This is a genomic window from Pseudomonas sp. NPDC099000 (genome assembly GCF_044759925.1).
In the GTDB taxonomy this organism is placed as follows: domain Bacteria; phylum Pseudomonadota; class Gammaproteobacteria; order Pseudomonadales; family Pseudomonadaceae; genus Aquipseudomonas.
In genome coordinates, this window is record NZ_JBIWAF010000006.1 from 53,110 (window position 1) to 78,050 (window position 24,941).

The 24,941-nt window shown below is 60.1% G+C and carries 22 protein-coding genes and 1 other RNA gene; 14 read left to right on the forward strand and 9 right to left on the reverse strand.

Annotation, left to right across the window (positions count from 1 at the left end):
* Nucleotides 1-481 precede the first annotated feature (481 nt).
* The 4 genes from ccoN to ccoP are packed head-to-tail and all read left to right on the forward strand — an operon-like array spanning nucleotide 482 to nucleotide 3,703.
* Nucleotides 482-1,924, forward strand: coding sequence for a cytochrome-c oxidase, cbb3-type subunit I (gene ccoN / locus ACIQV9_RS09960; protein WP_403100616.1), 1,443 nt, complete (start codon nucleotides 482-484; stop codon nucleotides 1,922-1,924).
* Entirely contained in the window at nucleotides 1,924-2,532 is a 609-nt protein-coding gene (gene ccoO, locus ACIQV9_RS09965; RefSeq protein ID WP_009042961.1) for a cytochrome-c oxidase, cbb3-type subunit II, read from the forward strand. Before ccoN ends, ccoO begins: the two co-directional genes overlap by 1 nt.
* A gap of 5 nt (nucleotides 2,533-2,537) precedes the next feature.
* On the forward strand, nucleotides 2,538-2,723 hold the full coding sequence (locus ACIQV9_RS09970) for a CcoQ/FixQ family Cbb3-type cytochrome c oxidase assembly chaperone (protein WP_003175465.1): 186 nt from the start codon (nucleotides 2,538-2,540) through the stop codon (nucleotides 2,721-2,723).
* A complete protein-coding gene (gene ccoP / locus ACIQV9_RS09975; protein ID WP_403100620.1) occupies nucleotides 2,720-3,703 on the forward strand; it encodes a cytochrome-c oxidase, cbb3-type subunit III in 984 nt (327 codons plus the stop codon). The genes ACIQV9_RS09970 and ccoP overlap by 4 nt, the downstream gene beginning before the upstream one ends.
* Nucleotides 3,704-3,758: 55 nt before the next feature.
* On the opposite strand, the gene ACIQV9_RS09980 is transcribed toward ccoP, so the two are convergent.
* Entirely contained in the window at nucleotides 3,759-4,760 is a 1,002-nt protein-coding gene (locus ACIQV9_RS09980) for a metallophosphoesterase family protein (RefSeq protein WP_403100623.1), read from the reverse strand.
* A 531-nt stretch (nucleotides 4,761-5,291) separates the two neighbouring features.
* Between ACIQV9_RS09980 and ccoG the strand changes: the two genes are divergently transcribed.
* The 8 genes from ccoG (at nucleotide 5,292) to ACIQV9_RS10020 (ending at nucleotide 13,842) form a co-directional block, all read left to right on the forward strand.
* Nucleotides 5,292-6,707: a cytochrome c oxidase accessory protein CcoG gene (ccoG, locus tag ACIQV9_RS09985; RefSeq protein WP_403100625.1), complete on the forward strand. Its 1,416-nt coding sequence runs from the start codon at nucleotides 5,292-5,294 to the stop codon at nucleotides 6,705-6,707.
* An 11-nt stretch (nucleotides 6,708-6,718) separates the two neighbouring features.
* Nucleotides 6,719-7,258 carry a FixH family protein gene (locus tag ACIQV9_RS09990; protein ID WP_403100628.1) on the forward strand — a complete coding sequence of 180 codons (540 nt, stop codon included), beginning with the start codon at nucleotides 6,719-6,721 and terminating at the stop codon, nucleotides 7,256-7,258.
* Nucleotides 7,259-7,405: 147 nt separating this feature from the next.
* A complete protein-coding gene (locus ACIQV9_RS09995) occupies nucleotides 7,406-9,856 on the forward strand; it encodes a heavy metal translocating P-type ATPase (RefSeq protein WP_403100631.1) in 2,451 nt (816 codons plus the stop codon).
* Nucleotides 9,857-9,878: 22 nt separating this feature from the next.
* A complete protein-coding gene (ccoS, locus tag ACIQV9_RS10000; protein WP_007905420.1) occupies nucleotides 9,879-10,097 on the forward strand; it encodes a cbb3-type cytochrome oxidase assembly protein CcoS in 219 nt (72 codons plus the stop codon).
* Nucleotides 10,090-10,773 (forward strand): sulfite exporter TauE/SafE family protein, encoded by a 684-nt coding sequence (locus ACIQV9_RS10005; protein WP_403100634.1) that lies wholly within the window; start codon nucleotides 10,090-10,092, stop codon nucleotides 10,771-10,773. Before ccoS ends, ACIQV9_RS10005 begins: the two co-directional genes overlap by 8 nt.
* A 194-nt stretch (nucleotides 10,774-10,967) precedes the next feature.
* A complete protein-coding gene (gene hemN, locus ACIQV9_RS10010) occupies nucleotides 10,968-12,350 on the forward strand; it encodes an oxygen-independent coproporphyrinogen III oxidase (protein ID WP_403101027.1) in 1,383 nt (460 codons plus the stop codon).
* A gap of 129 nt (nucleotides 12,351-12,479) precedes the next feature.
* Nucleotides 12,480-13,214 carry a fumarate/nitrate reduction transcriptional regulator Fnr gene (gene fnr, locus ACIQV9_RS10015; RefSeq protein ID WP_403100636.1) on the forward strand — a complete coding sequence of 245 codons (735 nt, stop codon included), beginning with the start codon at nucleotides 12,480-12,482 and terminating at the stop codon, nucleotides 13,212-13,214.
* A 79-nt stretch (nucleotides 13,215-13,293) separates the two neighbouring features.
* Nucleotides 13,294-13,842: an adenine phosphoribosyltransferase gene (locus tag ACIQV9_RS10020; protein ID WP_403100638.1), complete on the forward strand. Its 549-nt coding sequence runs from the start codon at nucleotides 13,294-13,296 to the stop codon at nucleotides 13,840-13,842.
* 136 nt (nucleotides 13,843-13,978) lie between these two features.
* Here ACIQV9_RS10020 and ACIQV9_RS10025 read toward each other — a convergent pair whose 3' ends face one another.
* The 5 genes from ACIQV9_RS10025 to dnaX form a co-directional block, all read right to left on the reverse strand.
* Nucleotides 13,979-15,127: an acyl-CoA dehydrogenase family protein gene (locus ACIQV9_RS10025; RefSeq protein ID WP_403100642.1), complete on the reverse strand. Its 1,149-nt coding sequence runs from the start codon at nucleotides 15,125-15,127 to the stop codon at nucleotides 13,979-13,981.
* A gap of 184 nt (nucleotides 15,128-15,311) precedes the next feature.
* The gene (gene recR, locus ACIQV9_RS10030) at nucleotides 15,312-15,914 is read right to left on the reverse strand and encodes a recombination mediator RecR (protein WP_403100645.1); all 603 of its coding nucleotides are present in this window, start codon (nucleotides 15,912-15,914) and stop codon (nucleotides 15,312-15,314) included.
* Nucleotides 15,915-15,979: 65 nt separating this feature from the next.
* Nucleotides 15,980-17,014, reverse strand: a complete 1,035-nt coding sequence (locus ACIQV9_RS10035; protein WP_403100648.1) for an NADP-dependent oxidoreductase — start codon at nucleotides 17,012-17,014, stop codon at nucleotides 15,980-15,982.
* Between the two features lie 318 nt (nucleotides 17,015-17,332).
* A complete protein-coding gene (locus ACIQV9_RS10040; RefSeq protein ID WP_403100650.1) occupies nucleotides 17,333-17,671 on the reverse strand; it encodes a YbaB/EbfC family nucleoid-associated protein in 339 nt (112 codons plus the stop codon).
* A gap of 67 nt (nucleotides 17,672-17,738) precedes the next feature.
* Nucleotides 17,739-19,820: a DNA polymerase III subunit gamma/tau gene (dnaX, locus tag ACIQV9_RS10045; protein ID WP_403100653.1), complete on the reverse strand. Its 2,082-nt coding sequence runs from the start codon at nucleotides 19,818-19,820 to the stop codon at nucleotides 17,739-17,741.
* 144 nt (nucleotides 19,821-19,964) lie between these two features.
* On the opposite strand from dnaX, the gene ACIQV9_RS10050 reads away from it, so the two are divergent.
* Complete coding sequence (locus tag ACIQV9_RS10050) at nucleotides 19,965-20,717, forward strand: substrate-binding periplasmic protein (RefSeq protein ID WP_403100656.1); 753 nt, start codon at nucleotides 19,965-19,967, stop codon at nucleotides 20,715-20,717.
* Nucleotides 20,718-20,833: 116 nt separating this feature from the next.
* Here the strand turns inward: ACIQV9_RS10050 and ACIQV9_RS10055 are convergent, their stop codons facing one another.
* Nucleotides 20,834-22,534: a putative bifunctional diguanylate cyclase/phosphodiesterase gene (locus tag ACIQV9_RS10055; protein ID WP_403100659.1), complete on the reverse strand. Its 1,701-nt coding sequence runs from the start codon at nucleotides 22,532-22,534 to the stop codon at nucleotides 20,834-20,836.
* A 303-nt stretch (nucleotides 22,535-22,837) separates the two neighbouring features.
* On the opposite strand from ACIQV9_RS10055, the gene ACIQV9_RS10060 reads away from it, so the two are divergent.
* Entirely contained in the window at nucleotides 22,838-23,152 is a 315-nt protein-coding gene (locus ACIQV9_RS10060; RefSeq protein WP_094471480.1) for a helix-turn-helix domain-containing protein, read from the forward strand.
* Nucleotides 23,153-23,331: 179 nt separating this feature from the next.
* Here the strand turns inward: ACIQV9_RS10060 and ffs are convergent.
* Nucleotides 23,332-23,428, reverse strand: an RNA gene (ffs, locus tag ACIQV9_RS10065) — signal recognition particle sRNA small type.
* Between the two features lie 186 nt (nucleotides 23,429-23,614).
* On the reverse strand, nucleotides 23,615-24,781 hold the full coding sequence (locus tag ACIQV9_RS10070; protein WP_403100662.1) for a putative zinc-binding metallopeptidase: 1,167 nt from the start codon (nucleotides 24,779-24,781) through the stop codon (nucleotides 23,615-23,617).
* Nucleotides 24,782-24,941 lie beyond the last annotated feature (160 nt).

Here is a 24,941-nt window from a genome sequence, read left to right on the forward strand (position 1 = left end):
CTCGACCGCTCTGCTGCCGTATTCTCCCGGATGCGGCAGTTCCCTGCCTCTTTGCGACCAAGTGTCGCACCCCTCCGCTGGTCCTCCTTTCGGTTCCCCGGATTCGGGGCTAAGCTTGCTCCGATGCGGACTGGCATGAGCCGGTTCCAGGTCATCCTTGCCCGATGTGTTCGACGAATCTGCTCGATGACAGGCCGCAAAGGCTGGTAGATACCGGCTGTCGTGCCAATTGCCGTCGGTCACCCGATCGTTGGGTTTGAACACACCCCGTAACAACTGACCTGACCCCCTCACCCTTTTCGTTCGCTGCGACATTTTGTCCGAGGCCAATTTTGTCCTTACGCGGCGCATGGAAAGGCCGCAGAATCAGCTTTTGAAAGCATTGACCCAGGTCATGGCGCGTTGCAATGACCCCCCGCTTTCTCCATACTTGCGGCCGATTTTTACTCCTAATAAAACACCCAAACCGTGGAACCTTAGAATGAGCACAGCAATCAGTCCGACTGCTTATAACTATAAGGTAGTCCGCCAGTTCGCCATCATGACGGTGGTCTGGGGGATCCGGGGCCTGGGGCTCGGTGTCTTCCTCGCCTCGCAACTGGTCTGGCCGGAGTTGAACTTCGGTCTGCCGTGGACGAGCTTTGGACGCCTGCGCCCGTTGCACACCAACCTGGTGATTTTTGCCTTCGGTGGTTGTGCACTGTTTGCCACTTCTTATTACGTCGTGCAGCGAACCTGCCAAACGCGACTGATTTCCGACAGCCTCGCGGCCTTCACCTTCTGGGGTTGGCAAGCGGTGATCGTCGGCGCGATCGTTACCTTGCCGCTGGGTTACACCACCACCAAGGAATACGCGGAACTGGAATGGCCCCTGGCTATTCTGCTGGCCATCGTCTGGGTGACTTACGGTCTGGTGTTCTTCGGCACTATCGTCAAGCGCAACACCAAGCACATCTATGTGGGTAACTGGTTCTACGGTGCCTTCATCGTCGTGACGGCGATGCTGCACATCGTCAACCACGCGTCCCTGCCGGTGAGTTTCTTCAAGTCCTACTCGGCCTACGCCGGTGCGACTGACGCGATGATCCAGTGGTGGTACGGCCACAACGCGGTGGGTTTCTTCCTGACCACCGGCTTTCTGGGGATGATGTACTACTTCGTTCCTAAGCAGGCCGAGCGTCCGATCTACTCCTATCGCCTGTCGATCGTGCACTTCTGGGCGCTGATCACCCTGTATATCTGGGCCGGTCCGCACCACCTTCACTACACCGCGCTGCCGGATTGGGCTCAATCCCTGGGCATGGCGATGTCGATCATCCTGCTGGCTCCAAGCTGGGGCGGCATGATCAACGGCATGATGACCCTGTCAGGCGCCTGGCATAAGCTGCGCACCGACCCGATCTTGCGCTTCCTCGTTGTGTCGCTCGCCTTCTACGGCATGTCGACCTTCGAAGGCCCGATGATGGCCATCAAGACCGTGAACTCGCTGTCGCACTACACCGACTGGACCATCGGCCACGTACACGCCGGTGCCTTGGGCTGGGTAGCGATGATCTCGATCGGCGCCATCTACCACATGATCCCGAAACTGTTCGGTCGCGCGCAGATGCACAGCATCGGCCTGATCAACGCGCACTTCTGGCTCGCGACCATCGGTACCGTCCTGTACATCGCTTCGATGTGGGTCAACGGCATCACCCAAGGCCTGATGTGGCGTGCAATCAACGACGACGGCACCCTCACCTACTCGTTCGTCGAAGCCCTGCAAGCCAGCCACCCGGGCTTCATCGTTCGCGCCCTGGGCGGTGCGTTCTTTGCCAGCGGCATGCTGCTCATGGCTTACAACGTATGGCGGACCGTACGCGCCTCGAACCCGGCTGAAGCCGAAGCCGCCGCTCAGATTGCTGTAGTTGGAGCTCACTGATGAAGCATGAAGCAGTCGAGAAGAATATTGGCCTGCTGGCCTTCTTCATGGTTATCGCCGTCAGCATCGGCGGCCTGACCCAGATCGTTCCGCTGTTTTTCCAGGACGTCACCAACAAGCCGGTCGAAGGCATGAAGCCGCGCACGGCCCTTGAACTGGAAGGCCGCGACGTGTACATCGCCAACGGTTGTGTCGGCTGCCACTCGCAGATGATCCGCCCGTTCCGTGCTGAAACCGAACGTTACGGCCACTATTCGGTTGCCGGTGAAAGCGTCTGGGACCACCCGTTCCTGTGGGGTTCCAAGCGTACCGGTCCGGACCTGGCCCGTGTCGGCGGTCGTTACTCCGATGACTGGCAGCGTGCGCATTTGTACAACCCGCGCAACGTAGTGCCCGAGTCGAAAATGCCGGCCTACCCGTTCCTCGTGGAAAACAAGCTCGACGGCAAAGACACCGCCAAGAAAATGGAAGTCTTGCGCACGCTCGGCGTCCCTTACACCGACGAAGACATCGCCGGCGCCAAGGATGCTGTGAAGGGCAAAACCGAAATGGACGCGCTGGTGGCCTATCTGCAAGGCCTGGGCACCATCATCAAAAGCAAACGGTGAATTAGATGGATATCGGGATGATTCGTGGCCTGGGCACCGTTGTTGTGATGGTGGCCTTCATCGGTCTGGCGTTGTGGGTGTTCAGCCCCAAGCGCAAGTCGGAGTTTGAAGACGCGACCTTGCTGCCTTTCGCGGATGATCCCGAAGCCATCAAGCACGTCGAGCAAGCTTCTAGGAGTAACAAAGAATGACTACGTTCTGGAGTCTGTACGTCACAGTCCTCAGTCTCGGCACCATCTTCGCCCTGACCTGGCTGCTGCTGTCCACCCGCAAGGGCCAGCGCAGCGAAGCCACCGAAGAAACGGTTGGCCACTCCTTCGACGGGATCGAGGAGTACGACAACCCACTGCCGAAATGGTGGTTCATGCTGTTCGTGGGCACCATCATCTTCGCCCTGGGCTACCTGGTGCTGTACCCGGGCCTGGGCAACTGGAAAGGCCTGTTGCCAGGTTACAACTACCTGGATAACGAGAAGCAGACCGCGTTCGCCAACGGCCAGACCGGCTGGACCGGCGTTCACGAGTGGGAAAAGGAAATGGCCAAGTCGGACGCCAAGTTCGGTCCGATCTTCGCCAAGTTCGCTTCGATGCCGATTGAAGAAGTCGCCCAGGACCCGCAAGCCCTGAAGATGGGTGGCCGCCTGTTCGCCTCCAACTGCTCGGTCTGCCACGGCTCCGACGCCAAGGGCGCTTATGGCTTCCCGAACCTGACCGACGCCGACTGGCGCTGGGGCGGTGAGGCAGAAACCATCAAGACCACCATCATGGGTGGCCGCCACGCGGTCATGCCGGCGTGGGCTGACGTGATCGGCGAGCAAGGCGTTGCGAACGTTGCCGCGTTCGTACTGACCAACCTCGATGGCCGCAAGCTGCCGGAAGGCACCAAGGCCGACCCGGTTGCCGGCCAGAAGCTGTTCGCCGCCAATTGCGCGGTGTGCCACGGGCCGGAAGGCAAAGGCACCCCAGCGATGGGCGCACCTGACCTGACTCACCCGGCAGCGTTTATCTACGGTTCGAGCTTCGCTCAACTGCAGCAGACCATCCGTTACGGCCGTCAGGGCCAGATGCCTGCGCAAGAACAGCTGCAAGGCAACGACAAGGTTCACTTGCTGGCCGCTTACGTCTACAGCCTCTCTCACGGTGAGAAAGCGCCGGCGGAAGACGCTCAGTAAGGCAAACGCCTGACGCAACAAAGAAGGCCCCGCCAGTGATCTGGCGGGGCCTTTTTCATGGGCGGCTGGCCCAGATCGATTTCACCGGTACCGTATCCAGCAGCTTGCGGGTCTGCCATTGATTGTCCTTCACCAGGTTGATGTGCAACTGCTTGCGATCCTCCGAGAAACTGGCAACCAGGTAGGTTTGCTGAGAAGTGGCACCACTCAGGTACATCGGCACGCCATTCACGTCATAGGCATCGCCACCTTGATCATGGAGATGGCCGGCGAAAATAGCAGTGACCTCATACTTCCTGATCATCTGGTAGAAGCGCCACACTTGCTCACTGTCACCCATCATTTCCATTGGCTTGTGCATGTTGATAATGATGGCGTAACCCTGAGTCCGAGCGACTCTCAAATCGTTTTCAAGCCAATCCAGAGTACTGGTGATGTCGAACGTCGTCGGGTTTAACGCGTGAGAAATCCTGGTGGCATAGGTCGGCTCATTATTGAGTTGCACCATATGGACGTCACCCATGTTCTTGGAATAGGCGAGACTGCCGGAATACAGCCGGCTCAGGAAATTACCGGCAACTTTCAAATCAAAATTATCAACCTTATTCTCATGATGCTCTTTAAACTCCACGATACTGCCGGCTGCACAGTTATTACTGAAGCAATCATCCACGTTATTCTCATAATCGTGGTTACCCAGGCCATACAAGAAATCGCCATTGAAGTATTTTTTCAACATCGAACTCATGTAAGAGCGCTGCCAGCCGTGACCAAAAGCGGTGATATCGCCATTGATCATCAGTGGCACATGGGATTGCGCATGGTTTTTCCTGAAGTCGACAATACTTGCAAACTGGGTCTCCACCAGCCATTTCGAGCGCTTATCGAAATCCGCCTCGGACTCGGGCTCTCTGCGGTCGAGTTTATCCGTCCACGGGTATTGCGTATCCGACGCGAAGATCATATGACGTGGAGCACCGTCTATTGAATAAGCCAAAGGCGCCATAGACAGCAGGCACACGCCTAGAACAAACCGCTTAACTTTTTTAGAAATCATAGAATTCCATTTCCATTAGTATTAGATAAAATGCGCAACCAACCAGCCGCGCCCAATCAATTTATTGGAAACAGACCAAAACTTCAAACAACCAACTAATCTTAATTAAATAAATATATTTCCATCACTCACCGACAAACAATCGCTCCGCCAACTTAAACTTGGCCAGCTATGAGTTTTGCTGATTTGAAACTGCTGTGCATTACACTATGAAGTTACTGCTGCCATGGCGTGCACTCCAGCGGCAGACCTGCCGGACGGATGAGATCCGCAGCTCGCCCTCACCTCGTCGGCCACGCGACGACCAGGAATCGCCCCAACCTCTGATTCTGCATCACGAAAAACCGTCCATAATCCACAAGTCAATTGATTCAAGTCACTACACCATCAATTGAATTTGCCCAACGCGACCAAAGGTCGCACCCTTGAGCTAGAGCGACAGGCGTATCATTGCGCCACTGCAACACCTCTTTTTGACCGCGGTCGGCATGTACTGACCGAGGCATTTTTCCACTGCCGTGGGATGCAATGATGAGCAATCAGATTCCGGTACACGACGTCACACCGCCCGCCAAAGACGCGAACAACAGCGTCGATCTTTATGCCTCTCGAGAAAAAATCTACACCCGCGCTTTCACTGGCCTGTTCCGCAACCTGCGGATGTTTGGCGGTGCCGGTTTGTTTCTGCTGTATTTCGGTACGGTCTGGCTGAACTGGGGCGGTCATCAGGCCGTCTGGTGGAACCTGCCGGAGCGCAAATTCTTCATCTTTGGCGCGACCTTCTGGCCCCAGGACTTCATCCTGCTCTCCGGGATCTTGATCGTCAGCGCCTTCGGCCTGTTTTTTATTACCGTGTACGCCGGTCGCGTGTGGTGCGGTTATACCTGCCCGCAGAGTGTCTGGACGTGGATATTCATGTGGTGCGAAAAGGTCACCGAAGGCGACCGCAACCAGCGCATCAAGCTCGACAAGGCGCCGATGAGCGCCAACAAATTCCTGCGCAAACTCAGCAAGCACTCGATGTGGCTGTTGATCGGCTTCGTCACCGGCATGACCTTCGTCGGTTACTTCTCGCCGATCCGCGAGCTGACCATCGACTTCTTTACCGGCGAAGCGGATGGCTGGTCGTATTTCTGGGTCGGGTTTTTCACCCTCGCCACCTACGGCAACGCCGGCTGGCTGCGTGAGCAGGTGTGCATTTACATGTGCCCGTATGCGCGTTTCCAGAGCGTGATGTTCGACAAGGACACGCTGATCGTTTCCTACGATCCGCGCCGTGGTGAAAGCCGTGGCCCGCGCAAGAAAGGTATCGATTACAAGGCCCAGGGCCTGGGCGATTGCATCGATTGCACCATGTGCGTCCAGGTCTGCCCGACCGGCATCGACATTCGCGACGGTCTGCAGATCGAATGCATCGGCTGTGCGGCGTGCATCGATGCCTGCGACAGCATCATGGACAAGATGGACTACCCGCGCGGACTGATCAGCTACACCACCGAGCACAACCTGTCCGGGCAAAAAACCCATAAACTGCGCCCGCGCCTGATCGGCTATGCCCTGGTGCTGCTGGCCATGATGGGATTGCTGGCGGGTGCGTTTTTCATGCGTTCGCTGGTCGGTTTCGACGTCAGCAAGGACCGCGTGCTGTACCGCGAGAACGCCGAAGGCCGGATCGAGAACGTTTACAGCCTGAAGATCATGAACAAAGACCAGCGCGACCATACCTACGTACTGGAAGCCTCCGGTCTGCCGGACCTCAAGCTGCAAGGCAAGCGCGAGATCAAAGTCGCTGCCGGGGAGATTTTCAGCCAGCCAGTGGAACTGTCCATGGCACCGGAAAAACTGCCGTCGAGCACTAACGAGGTGAAATTCATCCTCAAGGATGCCGACGACAACAGCGTCCACGTTGAAGCCAAGAGCCGATTCATCGGCCCACAAATTCGTTGAGAGAAATGATCATGCCCGCAGCAAACGCCGCAAGCCCTTGGTACAAGCATCTTTGGCCATGGATCATCATCGCCATCCTGGCCTGTTCCGTGACCCTGACCTTGTCCATGGTGACGATCGCGGTGAACAACCCGGATAACCTGGTCAACGACAACTACTACGAGGCCGGCAAAGGCATCAACCGTTCCCTTGACCGTGAGCTGCTGGCGCAGACCCTGTTGCTGCGGGCCAGCGTTCATCTGGATGACGTCACCGGCGAAGTCGACCTGCGCCTGAGCGGCAACAGCCGACCTGAAACCCTGGAGCTGAACCTGATCTCGCCGACCCAGCCGGAGAAGGATCGCAAGATCACCCTCGCCCGCAGCGAAACCGAACAGGGCCGCTACATCGGTCAGTTGAGCGACAAGGTCGACGGTCGTCGCTTTGTCGAATTGCTGGGCACTCAGGACGACCACATCTGGCGTATGTTCGAAGAAGAGCTGGTCAGCCATGATAAGGACCTGCTGCTCGGGGATGAGCCGCTGCAAGGCGCCGAAGACCTGAAAAAGTAAAAGCCTCACCTGATCGTTCCCACGCTCTGCGTGGGAACGCAGCCAGGGACGCTCTGCGTCCCAGCCGAAGCGGACGCGGAGCGTCCGGGGAGGCATTCCCACGCAGAGCGTGGGAACGATCATCGGACAACACGCTGTGAAAACCCCATGACCACGCCAACCCCCTGCTACCACTGCGCCCTGCCCGTCCCGGCCGGCAGCCGCTTCACCGCTGCGGTCCTCGGTGAAACCCGCGAGTTCTGCTGCCCGGGTTGCCAGGCCGTGGCTGAGGCGATCGTCGCCGGTGGGCTGGAAAGCTATTACCAGCACCGCAGCGAGTCATCGGCCAACCCCGAAGCCTTGCCGGTGCAGTTGGTGGATGAGTTGGCGCTTTACGACCGCGCCGACGTGCAAAAGCCCTTCGTGCGCCACGACGGCGAACTCGCCGAAACCACCCTGTTGATGGAAGGCATCAGCTGCGCCGCCTGCGGCTGGCTGATCGAGAAACACCTCCGCGCCTTGCCGGCGGTGGCCGAGGCGCGACTGAACCTGTCCAACCATCGCTTGCACGTGCGCTGGACCGATGCGCAATTGCCATTGAGCCAGGTGCTCAGCGAATTGCGCCACATCGGCTACGCCGCGCACCCCTATCAAGCCGACCGCGCCAGTGAGCAACTGGCCAGCGAAAACCGCCTGGCCTTGCGCCAACTCGGCGTCGCCGGATTGCTGTGGTTCCAGGCGATGATGGCGACCATGGCCACTTGGCCGGAATTCAACATCGACTTGAGCCCCGAGCTGCACACCATCCTGCGCTGGGTCGCACTGTTCCTCACCACGCCGATCGTGTTCTACAGCTGCGCGCCGTTCTTCAAGGGCGCCATGCGCGACCTGCGCACCCGTCACCTGACCATGGATGTGTCGGTGTCACTGGCGATCGGCGGTGCCTACATCGCCGGAATCTGGACTTCGATCACCGGCGTCGGCGAGTTGTATTTCGATGCAGTGGGAATGTTCGCGCTGTTCCTGCTGGCCGGCCGATATCTGGAACGTCGCGCCCGGGAACGCACCGCCGCCGCCACCGCACAGCTCGTCAACCTGTTGCCCGCCTCATGCCTGCGTCTGAGTGCCGATGGCCAGAGCGAGCGGATCCTGCTCAGCGAACTGCGCGTCGGCGATCAGGTGCTGGTGCACCCGGGCGCGATCCTGCCGGCCGACGGCAAGATCCTCGATGGCCAGTCGAGCATCGACGAATCGTTGTTGACCGGCGAATACCTGCCACAACCGCGCACCCAGGGCGACGCGGTCACCGCCGGTACCCTGAACGTCGAAGGCGCGTTGACCGTGGAAGTGCTGGCGCTGGGTCAGGACACACGGTTGTCAGCCATCGTCCGCCTGCTGGACCGCGCCCAGGCGGAGAAGCCGCGACTGGCGGAAATCGCCGACCGCGCCGCGCAATGGTTCCTGTTGCTGTCATTGATCGCGGCAGCGGCAATCGGCCTGTTGTGGTGGGAACTGGATTCGTCGAGAGCCTTCTGGATTGTCCTGGCGATGCTTGTTGCAACGTGCCCGTGCGCCTTGTCGCTGGCCACGCCGACTGCCCTCACTGCCGCTACCGGCACGTTGCACAAACTCGGTTTACTGCTGACCCGTGGCCATGTGCTGGAGGGGCTGAATCAGATCGACACGGTGATTTTCGACAAGACCGGCACGTTGACCGAGGGTCGCCTGGCGTTGCGCTCGATCCGTCCTCTCGGCGCGCTCGACAGCGATCAATGCCTGAGTCTCGCCGCCGCCCTGGAAAACCGTTCCGAACACCCGATCGCTCGCGCATTTGGCCGGGCGCCATTGGCGGCCGAAGAAGTCCTCAGCACGCCAGGGCTTGGCCTCGAAGGCGTGGTCGGCACGCAACGCCTGCGCATTGGCCAGCCGGGTTTTGTCTGCGAACTCAGTGGCGCGGCCGCACCAGTGATGCCCGATGAAGCGGGCCAATGGCTGTTGCTTGGCGACGACCAGGGGCCGCTGGCGTGGTTTGTCCTCGATGACCGTTTGCGTGCCGATGCACCGGCGCTATTGGAAGCCTGTAAGGCCCGTGGCTGGCGCACCTTGCTGCTGTCCGGCGACAGTTCGCCGATGGTCGCCAGCGTGGCGGCCGAACTGGGCATCGACGAAGCCCGGGGCGGTTTGCGTCCAGATGATAAATTGCAGGTCCTGCTGCAGCTGCGCAAGGAAGGCCGCAAGGTGCTGATGCTCGGTGACGGCGTCAATGACGTGCCGGTACTGGCCGCTGCCGACATCAGCGTAGCGATGGGCTCGGCCACCGATCTGGCGAAAACCAGTGCCGATGCGGTGTTGCTGTCCAATCGTCTCGATGCGCTGGTGCAAGCCTTCAGCCTCGCGCGGCGCACCCGTCGGGTAATCATCGAGAACCTGCTGTGGGCCGGGCTGTACAATGGCCTCATGTTGCCGTTCGCCGCCCTCGGCTGGATCACCCCGGTATGGGCCGCGGTCGGCATGTCCATCAGTTCGTTGACCGTGGTACTGAACGCCCTGCGCCTGACTCGCCTGCCGAGTGCGCCTGGCGCCCGCCCCACGCCAGAAACCCGCCCGCTGCCGGCCTGAGCCGCGCGGGCATGGAGTCCAGATGCCAGCTCTCTACGTGATGATCCCGGCCGCGCTGCTGATCGTGGCCATCGCTATCTATATCTTCTTCTGGGCGGTCGACAGCGGTCAGTACGATGACCTCGACGGCCCGGCCCACAGCATTCTGTTCGACGACCAGGACCCGAACCACAAAGCCGCGGTCGATGAAGCCAGCGGCCATCCGGCCAAACCGGACGACAAGGCGCCTCCGCATGCTTGAGTTGGCGCCACTGCTGGTGTCTGCGGTGATTCTCGGCCTGCTCGGCGGTGGACATTGCCTGGGCATGTGCGGCGGCTTGATGGGCGCGCTGACCCTGGCGATTCCCAAGGAGCAGCGCAGCCGCCGTTTTCGCCTGTTGCTGGCGTACAACCTGGGGCGAATTCTCAGCTATGCAACGGCCGGTCTTCTGATCGGTCTGGCGGGCTGGGCGGTGGCTAATAGCCCGGCGGCCATGTTCATGCGCGTGATCGCCGGATTGTTGCTGATTGCCATGGGCCTGTACCTCGCCGGCTGGTGGAGCGGCCTGACCCGTATCGAAAGCCTCGGACGCGGCCTGTGGCGGCATATCCAGCCGGTTGCCAACAAACTGCTGCCGGTGTCGAGCCTGCCCCGCGCGTTGCTGTTGGGCGCGCTGTGGGGCTGGTTGCCGTGCGGGTTGGTTTACAGCACGTTGCTGTGGGCAGCGAGCCAGGGCAATGCGCTGGACAGTGCGTTACTCATGCTCGCGTTCGGGCTCGGTACGTGGCCGGTGCTGCTGGCCACGGGGTTGGCGGCTGAGCGGGGCACGGCGATGTTGCGCAAGCGCAGCGTGCGCATGACCGGTGGGTTGCTGGTGATGTTGTTCGGCATCTGGACCTTGCCGGGGCCGCATCAGCATTGGCTGATGGGTCATTAGATCAGCGGTGCGCCCTTCGCGGGCAAGCCTCGCTCCTACAAAGGGATGCGAACTCCTGTAGGAGCGAGGCTTGCCCGCGAAGCGGCCTTCATCAACAACACAAATCCTGACCGTTGATGCAAATCAAGATGCCCCGGCGTCGCACCCCATAGACTTGCGAACACTGCCAGCCTATCCGGGGGAATGCCCGCATGATGCTCGACGCCATTCGTTGGGACACCGATCTGATCCGCCGTTATGACTTGGCGGGTCCGCGCTATACCTCTTACCCGACCGCGGTGCAATTCGACGGACAGGTCGGCACGTTCGACCTGTTCCACGCCCTGCGCGACAGCCGTAAGGCCCTACGCCCATTGTCGCTGTACGTGCATGTGCCGTTCTGCGCGAACATTTGCTACTACTGCGCCTGCAACAAAGTCATCACCAAGGACCGTGGCCGCGCCCTGCCCTATTTGCAGCGCCTTGAGCAGGAAATCCAGCTGATCGCCTGCCATCTCGACCCGGCGCAAAAAGTCGAACAACTGCACTTTGGCGGCGGCACCCCGACCTTCCTCAGCCACGACGAACTGCGCCAGTTGATGGCTCAGTTGCGCAAGCACTTCAATCTGCTGGACGACGATTCCGGCGACTACGGTATCGAGATCGACCCGCGCGAAGCCGACTGGTCGACCATGGGCCTGCTCCGTGAACTGGGTTTCAACCGGGTCAGCATTGGCCTGCAAGACCTCGACCCGGCGGTGCAACGGGCGGTCAATCGCCTGCAAAGCCTGGAAGAAACCCGCGCCGTGATCGACGCCGCCCGGACTCTGCAATTTCGTTCGATCAACATTGACCTGATCTACGGCTTGCCGAAGCAGACCCCGGAAAACTTTGCGCGCACGGTCGACGAGGTCATTGCGCTGCAACCGGATCGGCTCTCGGTGTTCAACTACGCGCACCTGCCGGAACGCTTCATGCCGCAACGGCGGATCAACAGCAACGAGCTGCCGACGCCGGCGCAAAAGCTGGAAATGCTCCAGCGCACCATCGAACAACTGACCGCTGCCGGTTACCGCTACATCGGCATGGACCACTTCGCCCTGCCCGACGATGAGCTGGCAATCGCTCAGGAAGAATCGACCCTGCAGCGCAACTTTCAGGGCTACACCACTCACGGTCATTGCGATCTGATTGGGCTGGGGGTGTCGGCCATCAGTCAGATCGGCGACCTCTACTGTCAGAACAACAGCGATCTGAATCAGTATCAGAACACGCTGGCCTCCGCCCAACTGGCCACCAGCCGTGGCCTGCTGTGCAACGCCGATGACCGCGTGCGACGAGCGGTGATTCAGCAGTTGATCTGCACGTTCAATCTGGAGTTTGCGGACATCGAACAAGCCTTCAACATCGATTTTCGCGGTTACTTCGGTGACCTGTGGCCGCAACTATTGACCATGGCCGATGACGGTTTGATCAGCCTCGATAACGAGCGGATCAGCGTACTGCCCGCCGGTCGCTTACTGGTGCGCTCGGTGTGCATGGTGTTCGATGCCTATTTGCAACAGCACAATCACCAGCGGTTTTCGCGAGTGATCTAGTCATCCATCCACTTACTGGTTGGCAAAATGCTGGCTTTACGACCCTGCGGCAAAATCGCCGCGTGCCTGAATGTCCTCCCGTGAGTTACCCTTACGGCTTATGTGTGTTTTCCCACAAGGATTGAAGAAATGTCCGAGCCAGTAAAACTGCGCGCTCAAAGCCAGGTCCATTGCAAGGATTGCAGCCTGGCCCCCCTCTGCTTGCCACTTTCTTTGAATCTGGAAGACATGGAAGCGCTGGACGAAATCGTCAAACGGGGTCGCCCACTGAAAAAAGGCGAGTTCCTGTTCCGCCAGGGCGACACCTTCGATTCCGTTTATGCAGTACGTTCCGGCGCCCTCAAAACCTTCAACCTGAGCGATGGCGGTGAAGAACAGCTCACCGGCTTCCACTTGCCGAGCGAATTGGTCGGCCTATCGGGCATGGACACTGAAAAGCACCCGGTCTCGGCGCAAGCCCTGGAAACCACGTCAGTGTGCGAAATCCCCTTCGAACGTCTCGACGAACTGGCCCTGCAACTGCCGCAACTGCGCCGTCAGTTGATGCGGGTGATGAGCCGCGAGATTCGTGACGACCAGCAAATGATGTTGCTGCTGTCGAAAAAAACCGCCGACGAGCGCATCGCCACGTTTCTGGTCAACCTCTCGGCACGCTTCCGCGCCCGGGGCTTCTCGGCCAACCAATTCCGTCTGAGCATGTCGCGTAACGAAATCGGCAATTACCTGGGCCTGGCAGTGGAAACCGTGTCCCGGGTGTTCACGCGCTTCCAGCAAAACGAACTGATCGCCGCCGAGGGCAAGGAAATCCACATCCTCGACCCGATCCAGCTCTGCGCCCTGGCCGGTGGCTCGCTCGAAGGCTGATGGCAATGATTGCGGCTGAGCGAAACGGTTCAGCCGCCGTTATACTGCGTCGTTTGCAGCCTGCCAGGACACCTCGACGATGGTCATCGACTCCTTCGACATCAAAACCCTGATCCGCCCCGTGATCGACTTCCCCAAGCCGGGCGTGATCTTTCGTGACATCACGCCTCTGTTCCAGTCGCCCAAGGCCCTTCGCCTGGTGATGGACAGCTTCGCCCACCGTTATGTCGAGGCGGACTTCACGCACATCGGCGCGATGGATGCCCGTGGTTTCCTGATCGGCTCGGTGCTGGCTTATCAGCTGAACAAGCCGCTGGTGCTGTTCCGCAAGCAAGGCAAATTGCCGGCCGACGTGTTGGCCGAGGGGTATGCGACCGAGTACGGCGAAGCCTTTCTCGAAGTGCACGCCGACAGTTTGTGCGAAGGCGACTCGGTGGTGATGTTTGATGATTTGATCGCCACCGGCGGTACGCTGATTGCGGCGGCGAACCTGATTCGACGCATGGGCGCGCGGGTTCATGAAGCGGCGGCGATTATTGATTTGCCGGAGCTGGGTGGGTCGCAGCGGCTGGAAGAGATGGGGATTGCGACGTTCTGCCTGACGCAGTTTGCGTTGAGCGAGAAGTAAAGCGGCGTTCGCACTGACGCCTTCGCGGGCAAGCCTCGCTCCTACAAGATCAGAGTCGTGTCGGAAATTCGGCTTCGACCGAAACCCGTAGGAGCGAGGCTTGCCCGCGAAGGCGCAAGCCGACACACCGCAAAATTCAAAGCCCTATCTGCTTGCTGATAATCTCGTTCATCACTTCCCGCGTCCCGCCGCCGATCGACAGAATCCGGTTATCCCGATACAGCCGCTCCACCAGGCTCTCGCGCATGTAGCCGAGGCCACCGAGGATCTGCACCGCATCCGTGGTAATCCGGTCAGCCGTGTCGGTCGCGAAGTTCTTGGCCATGGAAATCTCCTTGATCACGCTCTGTCCCGCCGCCATTTTCGCCGCCTGACGGTAAGTGAACTCCCGCGATACCTCCAGGGCCGTGGCCATTTCCGCGAGGCGGTGCTTGAGCACCTGGAACTTGCAGATGGGTTTACCAAAGGCTTCACGCTGACGCGCCCATTTCAGGCTTTCCTCCAACGCCAGCTGCGCCGTCATGTTGGCCATTAACGCCAACGCCAGGCGTTCGCTCTGGAAGTTGCCCATGATGCAGGCGAAGCCCATGTTTTCGGCGCCAATCAGATTTCCTACAGGCACCCGGCAATCATCGAAGAAGAGTTCGGCCGTGTCTGACGCCCACCAGCCCATTTTCTTCAACTGCCGACCGACGGTGAAACCGGGTGTGCCTTTTTCGATCAGCAGCAGACTGATGCCACCAAAACCCGGCTCGCCGGTACGTACCGCCACGGTATAGAAATCCGCGCGCACGCCACTGGTGATAAAGGTTTTGCTGCCACTGACCCGGTAAAAATCGCCGTCACGCACAGCGCGGGTTTGCAAGTTGGCCACATCGGAGCCGCCGCTGGGCTCGGTGACTGCCAGTGCGCTGATCTTCTCGCCGGCCAACACTTGCGGCACGACACGATCACGGATTTCGGGCCTGGCCCACTTGAGAATCGGTGGCAGTCCGATGTCCAGCGAACCGAGACCGGCCACCAAGCCGCCGGAGCCACAGCGCATCAGCTCTTCGCTGGCTGCGACCTTGGCGAACAGATCGCCTTCGTGACTGCCGCCCAGGGATTCGGGATAGCCAATCCCCAGGATTCCCGCCGCACCGGCCTTGAGATAGAGCTCGCGGGGAAAGCTTTCCGCTTCTTCCCACTGATCAATGTCCGGAAGGATCTCACGCTCGACGAAACGTCTGACGCTGTCGCGGACCAATTGGTGGCTGGGATCGAAGTATTCCTGAAAGGCAGGCATCGGCGAACTCCACTGAAGGTTCAGCGAAGTTAACCGAGCGCTTGCTTGGTTTTCAACAGGATTGTTGTGAATCAGATGGACCGAGTTGCGCCCTTCGCGGGCAAGCCTCGCTCCTACAGGGTCAACGGTCCTTCTGTAGGAGCGAGGCTTGCCCGCGAAGGCGTCAGATCAAACACCACAAGACTCAAAGAGCGATCGGCTTACGCCCCGCAAACGAATGCGCCAACGTCCCGCCATCGACCAGTTCCAGCTCGCCACCCAACGGCACTCCGTGGGCAATACGCGAAGCAACCAGGCCTTTATTGCTCAGCAACTGCGCGATGTAATGCGCCGTCGCCTCACCTTCCACGGTCGGGTTGGTCGCCAGAATGACTTCGGTAAAGGTGCCCGCCTCTTCAATCCGCGCCAGCAGCTGCGGAATACCGATGGCCTCCGGACCCAGCCCGTCGAGCGGCGAGAGATGGCCCTTGAGTACAAAGTAGCGACCACGGAAACCGGTCTGTTCCACGGCGTATACGTCCATCGGACCTTCCACCACGCAGAGCAAAGTGTCGTCACGGCGCGTGTCGGCACATTGCGGGCAGAGGTCGTCTTCGGTCAGCGTGCGGCACAACCGGCAATGCCCCACCCCTTCCATGGCCTGGCTCAATGCCGAGGCCAGTCGCGAACCACCGCTGCGATCACGCTCCAGCAGTTGCAGCGCCATGCGCTGGGCGGTTTTCTGACCGACACCCGGCAAAATTCGCAGGGCATCGATCAGTTGGCGAATCAAAGGGCTGAAGCTCATGGGGAAACGTCCGACAAATCAACGAGACGCGGTTTATACCCGCGCCTCTGTATAGCGTCAATTATTCAGTCCTGGGCGACCCGCACCACCAGTTTGCCGAAGTTGCGTCCTTCCAGCAGACCGATGAAGGCCGCGGGGGCATTCTCAAGGCCATCGACCACGTCTTCGCGGAACTTGACCTTGCCGTCACGCACCCACGGCGCCATGGCACTGACGAACTCCGGCTGACGATCACCGTAGTCGTCGAACACAATAAAGCCCTGGATTCTTACGCGCTTGGTCAGCAATGTGCGTTGCAATTGCGGCAGGCGATCCGGGCCGGTCGGTGCTTCGTGGGCGTTATAGGATGCGATGAGGCCGCACAGTGGAATCCGCGCCTTGGCGTTGAGCAGCGGCACCACCGCGTCGAACACCTTGCCACCGACGTTCTCGTAATAAATATCGATACCCTCGGGGCACGCCTGGGCCAGTTCATTGGCGAAGTTCGGGCTTTTGTGGTCGACGCAGGCGTCAAATCCCAATTCCTCCACCACGTAGCGGCATTTTTCCGCGCCACCCGCCACGCCCACCACGCGCAGACCTTTGATCTTCGCGACTTGGCCGACTACTGAACCCACCGCACCCGACGCGGCCGCAACCACCAGGGTTTCACCAGCGCTGGGCTGGCCGATGTCCATCAGGCCCATGTACGCGGTCATGCCCGGCATGCCCAGCACCCCCAAGGCCATGGACGGGGACGGCAAACCGCTCGGCACCGGAATGATGTTGCGACCGTCGCTGATGCTGTGGCTCTGCCAGCCGGTGGCGCCCACCACCAGATCGCCTTCGTGGAATTTCGGATTCAGCGAGCGCTCGACACGGCTGACAGCGCCACCGGTCATCACCTCGCCGATTTCCACCGGTGCGGCGTAGGACGGCGCGTCACTCATGCGACCGCGCATGTAGGGGTCCAGCGACAGGTATTGCGTCTTGAGCAGAACCTGGCCGTCGGCAAGTTCCGGCAGTGCTTCCCGTTCCAGGCGGAAATTCTCCGGTGTCGGCGCGCCTACGGGGCGGGACGCCAGGACGATACGTTGGTTGAGGGTCAATGCGTCTGGCATGTGAGCGTCTCCTGTGATCGATGAATTCGGCGGTATAGGGGAGCAGACCTTTGTGGTGGTGTGGCGTTCGATGTTTCGTCAGTTGTACCGAGGTGACTTCTTCGCGGGCAAGCCACGCTCCCACAGGATACCGATCGTTCCCACGCTCTGCGTGGGAATGCAGCCCGGGACGCTCCGCGTCCCATCCAGAAGCGGACGCAGAGCGTCCATCGAGGCATTCCCACGCAGAGCGTGGGAACGATCGTGTGGGCTAGAAACAAAAATGCCAGGCGCGATGCCTGGCATTTTTTTGTAGCTCATCCGACACGCTTTGGCGAATCAGAACGGCAGTTTCATACCCGGTGGCAGTTGCATGCCAGCGGTCATGTTGCCCATTTTGTCCTGGCTGTTGGCTTCGATCTTGCGCACGGCATCGTTGACGGCGGCGGCGACGACGGCTTCGAGCATCTCTTTGTCGTCTTCGCTCAGGCCTTCGACCAGGCTCGGGTCGATGGTCACGCTTTTAACGTCGTGACGACCGGTCATCACCACGGTGACCATATCGCCGCCGGCTTTACCGGTGACCTCGGCGTTGGCCAGTTCTTCCTGCATCTTGGCCATTTTTTCCTGCATCTGCTGTGCCTGCTTCATCAGGCCGGCCATGCCACCTTTCATCATGGGAATCACCTCAAAAGTACTTGGATTTAAACAGCGCCCGGCCCTGGGGACCAAACGCCTTCAGTTATTAGCCCTGACTGATCAGGGCTTCGACAGGTTCAATAGTATCGTTGCGGACCACCGCACCGAACTGCTGCATCATTTGCTGGATGAACGGATCACCGTGGATCGACTCCTCGGCCTCGCGCTGACGGTTCGCACGACGACGGGAAGCGGCCTGGGCCGGGGTTTCCTGCTCCGGCTTGATCAGCTCCATGCTCAGGGTCAGCGTACGCCCGTGAAACTGGTTCAACGCATCGTTGAGACGGCGTTGCTGGGTCGCGTTGAACAAGGCGCTGTGGGCCGGGTCCAGGTGCATCAGCCAGTTGTCGCCATCAACGGCGATCAGGGTGCAGTTGGCGGCGATGCTGCCGGTCATGCCGGAGATCGGCAGTTTCGGGAACAACTCCAGCCATTGCAGAGCCAGACCGGTGGCGGGCATGGCGGCCGGCTCAGGCTCGGCTTCCGGCGCGGGTTCGGCCGTGTGTTCGCTGGCCAGTTCATCGAGGTAGCTGTAGGCCGAATCCATGTCCGGCTCGATGTAGTCTTCGTCCAGCGGCGGCTCGTCATCCAGGTCCACGCCCGGTGTGGCAGCGTCGACTTCGGCCACCGACGGTTCCGGGATTGGCGCCGCGGCCCACTCCGGCGCGTCCGGCACTACGCTGTCAGGCGTCGGCAACGGCATGGGCGGCAGATCGGGTTGTTCGCTGGCGGTTTCCAGGACCGGCTCGATGGCGGGTTGCTGGACGGGTTCCGGCTCGACCGGGTCATTCCACGGCAAGTCGACCACCGGCTCGACCGCGACAGGCTCAACCACAGGCTCGGCCACGACAACGGGTGCAACCGGTTCAGGCGCTGGAGCAATAACAGCTGCAACAACGGGCTCAGGCACAGGCGTAACGGGTGCAACTGCCGCAGCGACTACCGGCGCCACCACCGGCGCGGCAGCCACTGAATTTGCGGAATCAACTGTGGCCTGGTTGATCCCCACTGGCTTTAGCGGTTGCCTCGGGGCGTCCGCGGTGTCCGCCGGTCGGAACGCGAGCATTCGCAGCAGGACCATTTCGAAGCCACCACGAGGGTCCGGCGCCAGCGGCAAGTCGCGGCGGCCGATCAGGCCCATCTGGTAATAGAACTGCACGTCTTCGGCCGGCAGGGCCTGGGCCAGGGCCAGCACCCGATCGCGGTCGCCATGACCGTTGTCGACGCCTTCAGGCAACGCCTGGGCGATGGCGACACGGTGCAGCACGTTGAGAATTTCCGAGAGTACGCCGTTCCAGTCCGGACCTTGTTCCGCCAGATGCCGGACACCTTCGAGCAAGGCCTTGGCGTCGCCTTCGATCAACGCATGCAGAACGTCGTAGACCTGACCATGATCGAGCGTGCCCAGCATGGCCCGCACGTCGGCAGCCATGACCTTGCCTTCACCGAAGGCGATGGCCTGGTCGGTCAGGCTCATGGCGTCACGCATCGAGCCGTCGGCGGCGCGGCCCAGCAGCCATAGAGCATCGTCTTCGAACGGCACGTTCTCGACGCCCAGCACGTGGGTCAAATGCTCGACCACGCGCTCCGGGGTCATGTTCTTGAGGGAGAACTGCAGGCACCGCGACAGAATGGTTGCAGGAAGTTTCTGCGGGTCGGTGGTCGCCAGGATGAACTTGACGTAGGGCGGCGGCTCTTCAAGGGTTTTCAACAGCGCATTGAAGGAATGGCTGGAGAGCATGTGCACTTCGTCGATCAGGTAGACCTTGAAGCGGCCACGGCTCGGCGCGTATTGCACGTTATCGAGCAGCTCGCGGGTGTCCTCGACCTTGGTCCGGCTCGCGGCGTCGATCTCGATCAGGTCGACAAAGCGGCCCTCATCGATTTCGCGGCACACCGAACACTCGCCGCACGGCGTCGAAGTGATACCTGTTTCACAGTTCAGGCATTTGGCGATGATCCGCGCGATGGTGGTCTTGCCGACCCCGCGTGTACCGGTGAACAGGTAGGCGTGGTGCAGCCGCTGGCTGTCCAAGGCATTGATCAGAGCCTTGAGCACATGGGTCTGGCCGACCATTTCGCGGAACGAGCGCGGACGCCATTTACGTGCAAGAACCTGATAACTCATCGAAAACCGTCGCAACGAAGGAACAGAAGCGGCTAATGCTAGCGGAGCAAGGCCAAAATTGCATCCGGTGTGCTCGTCTAATCTGGCTAAGATGCACTTTGGGGGGCTTTTACCGGCTCAGGTTTGCGACGTACCGGAGCGTTTATGCGTTTTGCTTTGGGGGCACTGCTGTGGATAAGTCTGAACGTCGCCGCCGCCCAAGCGCCGCTGCGTTTTGCAGTGCCCGACAGCTGGGCGATGCCGATGGTGCAACTGGAACGCGGGCAAGTGACCCAGGGCATCCTGTTTGACGTGATGCTCAGCCTCGCGACCCAGGTCGGCGTCCCGGCCGAATTTCACGTGCTGCCGCGGGCGCGAGTGCAAAGCGCCATGGAACACGGCGGGGTCGATGTCCGCTGCTATGCCGCGCAGTCCTGGCTGCCGAATCAGTCCGGAGACTACATCTGGAGCATTCCCCTGTGGTTTCAGCGTGACATGCTGATCAGCCGGCAAGATCCGGGGCCCTCGGTGGTGCCTGCGAACCTGTCGCGACAAGCCGTCGGTACCGTGCTCGGCTACTCCTACCCGACGCTGCAACCGTTGTTCGACGCCGACCGACTGCACCGCGAAGACGCGCGCAACCAGGAACAAGTGCTGGAAAAACTCCACGCCGGGCGCTATCGCTATGCCGTGAGCAATCAATGGACACTGGACTGGTTCAATCAGCGCCTGTTACCCGACCGGCAACTCAAAGGGGTGGCGGTGTTGCAGGAACAGAGTGTCGGATGCTACGTGCGCAACGACCCCAAGGTGCCGGTGCAACGCATACTGCGCACGTTGCTGCGGATGAAAATGTCGGCGGAGATTGATGACATTATCCGGCTTTATATTGGTGGAGAACCCAGAGCCAATCCATAACCTGTGGGAGTGAGCCTGCTCGCGATAGCGGCATGTCAGTCACCATCAATGTTGAATGTCAGACCGCTATCGCGAGCAAGCTCGCTCCCACAGGGGTCGGTGTCGATTATGGGACTTCAGCCAACCTGATCCAGAGCCTGCCATTGCGGCGGCGCGACAAACCCCGCGACCCAACCCGGCACGTCGGCGGGCGGCATTGGCCGGGCAATGAAATAGCCTTGAGCCACTTCGCACCCCAGTCGCAACAGCAATTCCCCGTGCTCGATACTTTGCAGCCCTTCAGCAATCACCTGCCGGCCAAACGCGCGGGCCAGGCCGATCACCGCGGTGGTCAGCGCCAGGTCATCGCGATCATCCAGGATGTCGCGCACAAAGGATTTATCGATCTTGATGGTTTGGGTGCGCAAACGCTTGAGGTAGCTCAGCGACGAATAGCCGGTGCCGAAGTCGCCCAGTGAAAACTGCACCCCCAGCGCCTGACAGGCCTGCAAACAGGCGCTGACGTGCTGGATATTCTCGACCGCCACCGACTCGACGATTTCCAGGTCGAGCATCTGCGGCGCAACGTCGGCATGCCGGGCGAGGACGTGCCTGAGCCGGTCGACGAAATCCGCGCGCTGAAAATGCCGTGCCGCGATATTAATGCTGATCGGCCAGCCCTGCCCCGCCTGCTGCCAGCGGTGCAACTGCGTCAGCACCTGATCCATCACCCATTCGCCGATGTCGACGATCAGGTCCGTCTCTTCCACAAACGGCAAAAACTCCCGGGCCGGCACCATGCCGTTTTGCGGATGTTCCCAGCGCAACAACGCCTCGAAGCCGACCACCACGCCGAGGCGCATGTTGACCTTGGGCTGGAAATGCAGACGCAGCTCATCGGCGGCCAGCGCCTGGCGCACGCGCTCGACCGTCTGGTGAGTGGCCTTGACCTCCTGATCCCTGGACACGTCGAACAGATGGAATCGGTTACGCCCACGCTGCTTGGCCACGTACATGGCCTGATCGGCGTGACGCAGCAGGGTTTCGGCATCTTCATAGTCGAGGGGAAACAGCGTGACGCCGATGCTGGCGAACACATTGATGTCCTTGCCATGCAACGTATACGGCGCCGAAATCGCCCCCAGCACCCGGTTCAACGCCGCGCGCAATTCCGGCAGATCCCGCACGTAACGCAACACCAGCACGAACTCGTCGCCGGCCAACCGCGCCACGACATCTTCGCCACGCACGATGTGGCGCAAGCGCTTGGCGACTTCCACCAGCAATTGATCGCCACTGGCGTGACCGTATCCATCATTGACCGCTTTGAACCCGTCAAGGTCGAGCATGCAGACGGCGAGCGGGATGTTTTCCTGCCGGGAGAACTCCAGCGCCTGATCCAGCAGATCCGAGAGGAACGCACGATTGGGCAGCCCAGTCAGCACGTCGTGCCCGACCCGCCATTGCAGGGAATGCAACAACTGGCGTTTTTCGCTGATGTCGAAACGAATCGACAGGTATCGATCGATACGTCCGGTGTCGTCATTGAGAACCGGCACCATGGTGCTTTCGACCCAGTACAGGCTGCCGTCCTTGGCGCGATTGCAGATATCGCCCTTCCACACGTTGCCCAGCGCGATGGTGCGCCACATGCCGGCGAAGAACTCCGCGGAGTGCACGCCGGAATTGAGGAGACGATGATTCTGCCCGAGCAACTCGTCGCGGCTATAGCCGGACACGGCGCAGAACTGATCATTGACGTGGGTGATCCGGCCGCTCAGGTCGGTCTCGGAAAAAATGGCGGCGGCATCCACGGCCCTGCGGTATTTCTCATCCATGAATCAGGCTCGCTGTCGCTAGCGGTGGGACTGCGCAAACACGTTTTCACTCCATGGCCCGCATTTGATGACCGCGCAGAACCGAAGATCAGCTAGTCTCAAAAACCTCGTGCAAGGCTGGCAAAGGAGCGCAATGCTGGCGGTTTCGCATCGCCCATTTTCTGGAAACAGGTCACCAATCACCCCTTATTGGCGGCGATTCTACGAAACGCATCACATTTTGCAAAGCAAGGTGATGGATCATGCAGTTGTCTAATGCAAAAATCTATCGTTAAGTTCTTGATTCTAAATGGGAATTGAGCGATGCAAATTTCAAGTTTGGGTCCAGCCATCCGACGCTACCGCAAGGTCGCGGGGCTTACTCAGGCTGAACTCGGCGAAAAAACCGGTTTTGACCCCAAAACCATCAGCCGCTTTGAAACCGGAACCTATACCCCCAGCGTCGAAGCCTTGTTCCTGCTTGCCGACGTGCTGGACGTAAAGCTGAAAGCCTTTTTCGCGGATTTAGGCGATGAAGATGAACAGCGGGCGTATCTGTTCGGTGTCATCCACAAAGCCACCCCGAAGGATCTGGGAAAGCTGATCGCAGCGGTTGACCAGGCCTTGTCCAAGCCTTAGTGGCGGAAATGAAAAAAGGAGGCCGATGTGTCTGACACGACACATCGGCCTCCTTTTTTACGTTCATTCGGTAAATCGAACACGACAAAAAACCGCCCGGAACAAACGCCATGGCAGCACAAAAAAAGTCTTTTGGATAGATAACGCGAGAGAGGACTCGCGGTGCGTTATGGAGGCAACCCCACCAGCCACACCCCGGCACACAATGTTCCCGCTGTGGCTGCTTCCTTCCGGATCTGACCAGGTTCACGGGTAATCGTTGCGGGGGGACCGATGGGGTCACCATAACGACGCTCACCTGACGGCGAGCCGCGCCATTGTACCTATCTGAGACGAAGTTACAACCGTTCGATCCAGATTAAAAATATGAATCAGGTCAAGGACATGCACAGGCAGCGAAACACCACCGCCTGTAGCAGCTGTCGAGCCTGCGAGGCTGCGAATGCAGGCGGATGCAGGCGGCTACAGGTCTTGCAGCACTTCATCCGCCCTGCCGCCCTCTTGCTGGATCACCAGGTGGATGAAGTGCAGTTTGGCGATGACCGCTGGTGGCAGCACGAACGGATAGAAATCCGGCTGCCCCATGCTGCGCGACAACTCGTTGAGCATGCCGGCCAGTTCGATCCACGCGTTGACGAACGACAGGAACGCCGCGCCGCCGGGGTGCTGTGGATCGTAGAGCGTGCTGGACGGAAACGGCTGGTAGTCGAAATCCATCTCCCGCGCGCTCATGCCGAACCCCAGCGCCGTGTCTACCGCGTCCATCATGTGCAGGTAATGCGCCCAGGTTTCCGCCCAGTCTTCCCACGGATGCATGGTGGCGTAGGCGCTGACGCACTGTTGCTGCCAGTCGAGCGGTGCGCCTTGCTGGTAATGGCGCTCGAGGGCGTCGGCGTAACTGGAACGCTCATCACCGAACAGACTGCGGAACGGGTCCAGCCAGTGACTGTTGGCGATCAACCGGTCCCAGTAGTAATGCCCGACCTCATGACGAAAATGCCCGAGCAGCGTGCGATAAGGCTCGTGCATTTGCACCCGGACCTGTTCGCGGTGGGCGTCGTCGGCTTCCTTGATATCGAGGGTGATCAGGCCGTTAGCGTGCCCCGTGGTCGGCGGCTTGCCTTCAAGGTCGACACCGATGAAGTCGAAGGCCAGACCGGCCTGTTCATCGACGCTTTTGGGAATCACCTGCAAACCCAGGCTGACCAACTGCGCGACCAGCCGACGCTTGGCGGTTTCCACCTGGCGCCAGCGTTCGTGGTTTTCGGCAATCGACAGATCAGGGATGGTGCGATTCAGGCTACAGGCAATGCACAGCGCATCGTGGTCATTGGCCGGCAGCAGCCAATTACACGCGGCCGGGGAATCGAGGTTGGCGCAGCGCCGGAACAGACCGGCTTCGGGGTCGACGTCGAGGGACCAGGTGTCGACCTGAACACCCGGTTGCAGCGAGGACAAGCGGCTTTGCTCGGGCTGATAGCCCAACGCCGCCGAACAGGCCAGGCACTGGCTGTTGCGAAAGAACAGCGACTGCCCGCAGCGGCACTGCCAGACCTTGCTGTTGCGCGAACTTTCGCCGATGAAGGGCGCGGCGATGCGTGAGCTGAGCTGTTCGAAGAAGCGGTACATGACGATCTCTCCCTGGGGCTTGCCAAGACTAGATCATTGCTGCGCGAAGATCGTTCCCACGAGAACACACCTGTGTGAATTGCCTTTGTGGCGAGGGGGCTTGCCCCCGTTGGGCTGCGCAGCAGCCCCAGACCCGGCAATCGCATTATCACAGACAGAT